Raw genomic sequence first — 6237 nt, 5'->3', positions numbered from 1 at the left:
TGGCGCGGCTCCGCAACGCGCCGCCGAAGAAGCGCACGAAGCTGCCGCCCGAGCAGGCGAAGTGGGCCAGCCTGGGCCACGCGACGATCCTGACGGTCACGGCCGTCTGCGTGGCGGCGCTGGCGGCGTGGATCCTCCTGCGGCGCCGCGCCGAACGGGAACTCTCGGCGCCGGCTGTCGGACGCCGCCGGAGTATGAAGGAGGGTGCTGCGAGAGCCGGGACGGAGAGGAAGACCGGTTGACGGCCGCACCGAATGCCGCCATAATCCCTGTGGTCGGCGAAGCGGGAGCGGGCACTGCTGAGGAGTTACCCGCCTGGGCTTGCCGGCCGGCTGTGTGGAGGGATGGCCGGCTGGGCCGGCGACGCCCCCCATTCCTCAGAGAGCCTCGTTCTGAGTAGCTCGGCGTTTCACTGTCTGAGGAACGGGGTACGGTACACCGACAAGCCGGAGGCCGTGTTTCAGTTCCTCGGTGATCATTGCATGATTGTGAAGACATGACACGTGGGGGAGACAGGGACGAGGCACGCGCCGTGCTGAAGCTGTCGATGTGCAGGGGCGTCAGCCACGGCACGATCTTCGCGCTCGTGGCGCATTTCGGCTCCGCCCGGGCGGCGGCCGAAGCCCCTCGCAGCGCCCTGAAGGCCGTCCCGGGGCTCTCCGCCCCGGCGCTGGGCGGCCTCGGCCGCCCGCCGTCGGATGACGACGTCGAACGCGAATGGGAGCTGGCCACCGACTGCCGCACGGAGCTTGTGCCCTTCACATCCGAGCGCTATCCGCCGCTGCTGCGCTCGCTGGAACGCGACGCGCCCGCCCTGCTGCGCGTGCGCGGCGATTACGCGCGCCGCGATCAGCTCGCGGTGGCCGTTGTCGGCACGCGCCGGTGCACGCCCTACGGCCGGCAGCAGGCGGGGCGGCTGGCCGCCGACCTGGCCGGCATGGGCTTCACAATCGTCAGCGGCATGGCGGCCGGCATCGACACGGCCGCGCACCGGGGCGCTCTGCTGGCCAGGGGGCGCACGGTGGCCGTGCTCGGCTGCGGCATTCAGACCGCGCTCTTGTCGCCCGACGCGGAACTGGCCCTGGCCGTCGCCGAGGCGGGCGCGCTCGTGAGCGAACTCCCGATGGAGGCCCGCCCGCATCCCGGCCATTTCCCGCAGCGCAACCGCATCATCAGCGGCCTCTCGCTGGCCACCGTCGTGGTGGAGGCCGCGGACCGCAGCGGCGGCCTCATCACCGCCCGCTTGGCCGGCGAGCAGGGCCGGACGGTCTGCGCCGTGCCCGGCAACGTCGACAGCCCGGCCAGCCGCGGCTGCCACGCGCTCATCCGCGACGGGGCGGTCCTCGTGCGCAGCGCCCACGACGTCGTCGAAGCGCTCGGCCCCCTGAGCGAGCCCATCGCGCTGGCGCCCGACGAATCCTCAGAGGAGCGCCCTCTGGTCGACCCTCGCGTGCTGGCCCTCAACGAGCGCGAGCGGGCCATCCTGGATCTCGTCGGCCCCAGTCCGCAGCACATCGACGAGCTGGTTGTCGCCGCCGACCTCCCCCCGTCCATCGTCTCCAGCACCCTCATGACCCTGGCCATCCGGGGCCTCATCCGCCAGCTCCCCGGCCAGCGCTACGCCACCTCCACGTGAGCCTCGCACCTGTCATCGAAGGCTTCGGCCGTCCCCGGCTCACTCTGCCGGTGCGGATTCGGCGGAGGGCGAAGCGGGCGGATAGAGAACGGCGCCCGTGCGGGGGTGGATCTTCGTACTGGGTGCGCTCGAGCCGCTTGGCCAGGTTCCGCCTGCGATTGCGCAGGATTCTGCTATCCTTGTCTTTCACTCGAAATGCCCCATCTGGATAGAGTTGTCTTTTTGGGAGAGACGCATTCTATCCAATAGAGACGGGCATTTCGAGTTTTTCATTGCATCCGACGCGCCCCGACTGCGCTTGAATAGGGCCTAGTCGCCCCTGCCCGGCCACTCGCCGGGCCCTCACGGACAGGCACAACCATGGGTCCTCGGCCCGGGGCCTCCCAGGTGCCCTCGCCGCACGCCTGCTTGATCAGCAGAACAAGGTTCTCGGCCCGCGTGGCAAGTGCGCCGATATCCGGCTCGGCCGTTCGCCCCTGGGTTCTGCCTTCGGCGCTCACCAGCAAGTCGGCGACGTTGTACCCGCGCATCTCATGCGTAGCCAGCGCGGCGGGGCTGCCGATCTTCACCAGCCCGCCGTCCACCTTCCACGCCATGCCGGTCAGGTCGGCGATCCGGTTGAGGCCGTTCTCCAGCGTGGTGTCCACGGCCAGCGTCACCGGCGCGCCGTCCCTCGGCAGATCTTTACGTCGCAGGCTGAAGTTGACGCCGGTCGTTTCTTGCACGAATACGACTACTTGCGCCAACGGCGTCCTGTCAAAACGCAGGCTGACCTGCTGCTTCAGCTGCTCGCGGACAGCCCTGTCTTCCGTCGGGTCGCCGGCGACCCTTCCTGCGGCGCCCTTCGCCCCTTAGTGCACGTCCCAGGACTCATAGCGCGTACCCTTGATGTCCCGCGGGGACATTACCCGTGCCTGCACGGTCACCTGGAACAGGAGCGCCTTGTCGTCGGCCGCGGCGATCTGCACAGTCTTCGCAACGCCCTGATCCAGCAGCAGCTCGAACTGCCATTCGCGCGTGCGAACCATCGGAACATCCATCAGATCCAGGCCGCCACCGCGAACGACGCCCTCCTTGTCACGAAGCTCGGCCTTCAGATGAAGGGCGATCTTGCCGGGTGCAGCCGTCTGGATGCGCGGTGTGACCTCGAACTTCAACCCTTCCGTCCATGTCCCCACGCTCGGCTCGGCGGCATCCGGTGTCCCGTCACCAAACACATACATCTGTTCGGTGCTAAGCTCGATCCGCGCCATCTCGCGGTCCCGAACCACCGCAGCGGGCCTCGACAGCGTCTTCTGGCCTTCGGTTGTGAACTGACTAAGCGCCATCTCCACCAGCACGATCGGACCTTGCGCCGCAGGCTGTGCCAGAGCTGTCGCAGCCGGGCCTCTTGTGGCCTCCCGCACCGCCTCCGCCGCCGCCTCGTCGGGGGACACCTGCGCCGCGGGGGCCTGCTCCGCTTGCGGCGCCATCACCACATTCACGTCCGTCTTCTGCCCCGGTTGGAGCGAGACGTTCCGGAACTCCACGCGGTCACGCGGCCGTACCTCCAGACGGAACTCCTTGACCTGAGCGGCATCAACTGCGCGGAACCTCGCCGTTGTCTCCCACGGACCTCCGGCGTCGCTCACTTCCGTGGACGCGGCAGTGGGCAAGCGAACCCGACCGGATGAGTCAATCCCAACCACGCGCCTATCGCAGTATCCTGCCTCGTCGCTGGCGGTGATGCGAACGTCCTTCCCATCAAGGCAGGCGTTTGTGAAACTCACGTGACTCCGATCCAAAGCCGGAACGCCTCCGGGTCCGGATGTGCCGATGGTATGCCATGTGCCCGAGGCAACGCCGAGGGTCACGGTGCAGGCTTCCTCTCCGTCCATGATCGAGGCCGCCAACCCGCGCACATCCGACCTGAGCTTGCCGTCCACTTCCACATTGCCGCCGCCGGCATGGGCACGCGCTCCATCAATCGCCCAATTGAGCCATATGTCATCTGTCGGAGCGCCGGAAAGGCGGACGACGAACTCGCGCCACATGCCTCGAGTGTCTACGCCCGACGGAAGCCCGTCGTAGCCTGCCACCGGCAACGGAGAACCGTCCGGCCGCCACCAGGGCTTTCCGGCGGACGGGTGGTAAGAGACGCCGATCAGCTCCACCGTGACGCCGTTCGGCAGCGTGGCGGTGAAATGCGGCAAGACTTCCTCTTCCGTACCGCCGGCCGCTGCGATTCCCTCTTCGGCTACCGCCCCGCCTTCGGCCGGAGCCGTGCCGCCGCTCACCAGCGGAACGGCCGCAATGGCAAGCAGTACGGCCACCGTGAGAATGCCTGCCAGCCAGCGGCTGGAGGAGGCCCGTTCACGGGCGTCCGGCTTGCCCAGGATGCGGCGGACGCGGGCGAGGAGGTCGCCGCCGCGGGCGCTCAGGCCCGGCGAGGGGGCTGCCCGCAGGGCCTCCATCGCGGCCAGAGCGCGGCCGTAGAGCACCCCGCCGCCGCAGGCCGCCACCGCCACGTCGTCGCAGCACTGCTCGCGCTCGATCCGCATCCGCCTCGACAGCCACCACACCGCCGGATGGTAGAAGAGCAGCATCTCGATGACGGCCTGCAGCACGTTGACCAGGCCGTCGTGACGCCGGATGTGCGCAAGTTCATGCGCGAGCACGGCCTCCAGTTGCTCGGGCGTCAGGCCCGTCAGCGCCGCCGTGGGCAGCAGGATCACCGGTCGCAGCCAGCCGATCACCGTCGGCACCGTCGCGATGCCGGACTGCACGAGCCGCACCGGGCGCGACACCCGCAGCCGCGCCGCCAGCGCCGACAGCGTCGCGCGCAAGCCGGCGGGGACGTCGGACGTGCACCGCCGCTTCAGCCGCCGCACCTGCACCCATCCGCCCGCCCGCCAGGCCGTCAGCAGCAGCACGCCCACGAGCCATCCGCCCACGATGTGCGGCAGCCACGGCCGGAGGGCGGCCTCGATCCGCTGCCGGAGCGAGACGGGCGGCGGCTCGGGCGCCGCGATCACTTCGACAGGCGCCGGGCTCAACGGCGGGACGGCAGGCGCTAACGCGGGCGCGGGCTCGGCCATGGTCTCAATGTCGGGAGCCCATGCCATTGGCTCCGCCGGTGCCGGTGCCGGCGGGTCCACGGGCGAAGTCGCCCCGACCGCAAGGAACGTCACGACCGGGGCGGCTGCCAGGATCAGCAGGCCGGCCGTCGCCACCAGGTAGCGACCGGCCGGTCCCCGCTTGCGCAGCAGCGCCAGGACCGCGGCGGCCGCCGCCCAGACCAGCGCGCCCTGCCAGACCAGGTGCAGCAGCGTCCACCCCAGCCGCGCCGCCTGAGGACCCCTCAAGACCTCCCCGAGGATGTTCATCGCCCCTCATCCTCCATTTCATCGAGCAACCGCCGGATCTCGGCCAGCTCCTGCTCCGATGCGCGGTGTTCCGAGAGGACGCGCAGGATGAGCTGCGCGGCCGAGCCGTCGAAGGCGCGCTTCATGAGGCGCCGGACGAGCCGCGCCTGCGTCTGTTCCTTCGGCTGGCGCGGCCGGTAGACCTGCGGCCGCACGGACTCGTCGCGGGCCAGCATGCCCTTTTCGAGCATGATCTGCATGATCTTCAGGGTGGTGGTCTTGCCCGTGGGGCGGAGCGCGTTGACGGCTTCATTGACTTCGTTGACCGTGCTCGGCCCGCGTTCCCAGAGCACGCTGAGCACTTCCAGTTCCGCTTCCGTCGGTCCGTCGGTCGGCCGTCTGGCCATCTGCCCGCTCCTTGAGTCGCTGTCGCCCGGGGCCTGTTCCCCGGAACTGCGGACATGATACGTCAGAATTCGTATCTTGTCAACGATGAAATTCGTTGATTGGCCATGGCAGCGGACTCCGGGCGGCTGACGGACGAAGACAACCGGGCCAGAGGGGTCCGGCGCAGAACGAGCCCGCCCGCCGTTTGCCGGTGCCTTGGGCTTCGTCTTCGTTCCTGGCGCCTCGGCGTGGGGCCGGCCGTTTCTCACCATTCGCCGGCACACGAACACAGCCGAGGGCCTGCCCGGCGGGGCAGGCGGCTGGGCCACATGGACGGCGCGCACAGGAACCCACTTCGGTCCGGCAGCGGTTCGAGCGGTCGTCCGTTCTTGGCGTCTTGGCGGCTTTGCGTGAGACCGCCGTTCTTCTGCCGTCCTGGATGGAACACGGGTGAGGGTCGGCTCCGGGTGCCCGGCCGGCGAGATGCTTCGACGCCCGCAGCCGAGGCGCCTCAGCATGACAGCAGCGGGGGGCAGCGGAAAAGCGGGCGTGACGAAGCACGCCCCTCCAGGGCCCACTGGGGCCAATGTCGGCTCGAGCTGTAGTCCGTTCTTGGCGTCTTGGCGGCTTTGCGTGAGACCGCCGTTCTTCTGCCGTCCTGGGTGGAAAACGGGTAAGGGTGGGTGCGGGAACGGCGAGGTGCTTCGGCGCCCGGAGCGGCGCCTCAGCATGCCACCTCCGGGGAGCGAACAGCGGACCGGACCGAACAGGTCGCTCCACCGGCGGCCGCGTGCCGTCGGCGGCGCTACCCGCAGAACTCGGTGAGTCCGACACGCGGCCCACGGCAGGGACGGGCCTGATCGAGCGGTC

At 69.6% G+C, this 6237-nt stretch carries 5 protein-coding genes; 2 read left to right on the top strand and 3 right to left on the bottom strand.

Going from position 1 to position 6237, the window contains the following annotated elements:
- Both GXY85_02560 and dprA read left to right on the top strand, forming a co-directional pair.
- Nucleotides 1–242 (top strand): hypothetical protein (locus tag GXY85_02560; protein ID NLW49710.1); only part of this gene is annotated, 242 nt, incomplete at its 5' end.
- A 254-nt stretch (nt 243–496) separates the two neighbouring features.
- Nucleotides 497–1636 (top strand): DNA-protecting protein DprA, encoded by a 1140-nt coding sequence (dprA, locus tag GXY85_02555; GenBank protein NLW49709.1) that lies wholly within the window; start codon nt 497–499, stop codon nt 1634–1636.
- 269 nt (nt 1637–1905) lie between these two features.
- On the opposite strand, the gene GXY85_02550 is transcribed toward dprA, so the two are convergent.
- The 3 genes from GXY85_02550 to GXY85_02540 form a co-directional block, all read right to left on the bottom strand.
- Complete coding sequence (locus tag GXY85_02550; protein NLW49708.1) at nt 1906–2382, bottom strand: hypothetical protein; 477 nt, start codon at nt 2380–2382, stop codon at nt 1906–1908.
- A 105-nt stretch (nt 2383–2487) separates the two neighbouring features.
- The gene (locus GXY85_02545) at nt 2488–5001 is read right to left on the bottom strand and encodes a M48 family metalloprotease (protein NLW49707.1); all 2514 of its coding nucleotides are present in this window, start codon (nt 4999–5001) and stop codon (nt 2488–2490) included.
- A complete protein-coding gene (locus GXY85_02540; protein NLW49706.1) occupies nt 4998–5387 on the bottom strand; it encodes a BlaI/MecI/CopY family transcriptional regulator in 390 nt (129 codons plus the stop codon). Before GXY85_02540 ends, GXY85_02545 begins: the two co-directional genes overlap by 4 nt.
- Nucleotides 5388–6237: the final 850 nt, after the last annotated feature.

It is taken from the genome of Candidatus Brocadiaceae bacterium, assembly GCA_012728835.1.
In the GTDB taxonomy this organism is placed as follows: Bacteria; Planctomycetota; Brocadiia; order SM23-32; family SM23-32; genus JAAYEJ01.
The sequence above is the reverse complement of the archived record's forward strand: the minus strand, read 5'-3'. Positions and strand labels throughout refer to the sequence as shown.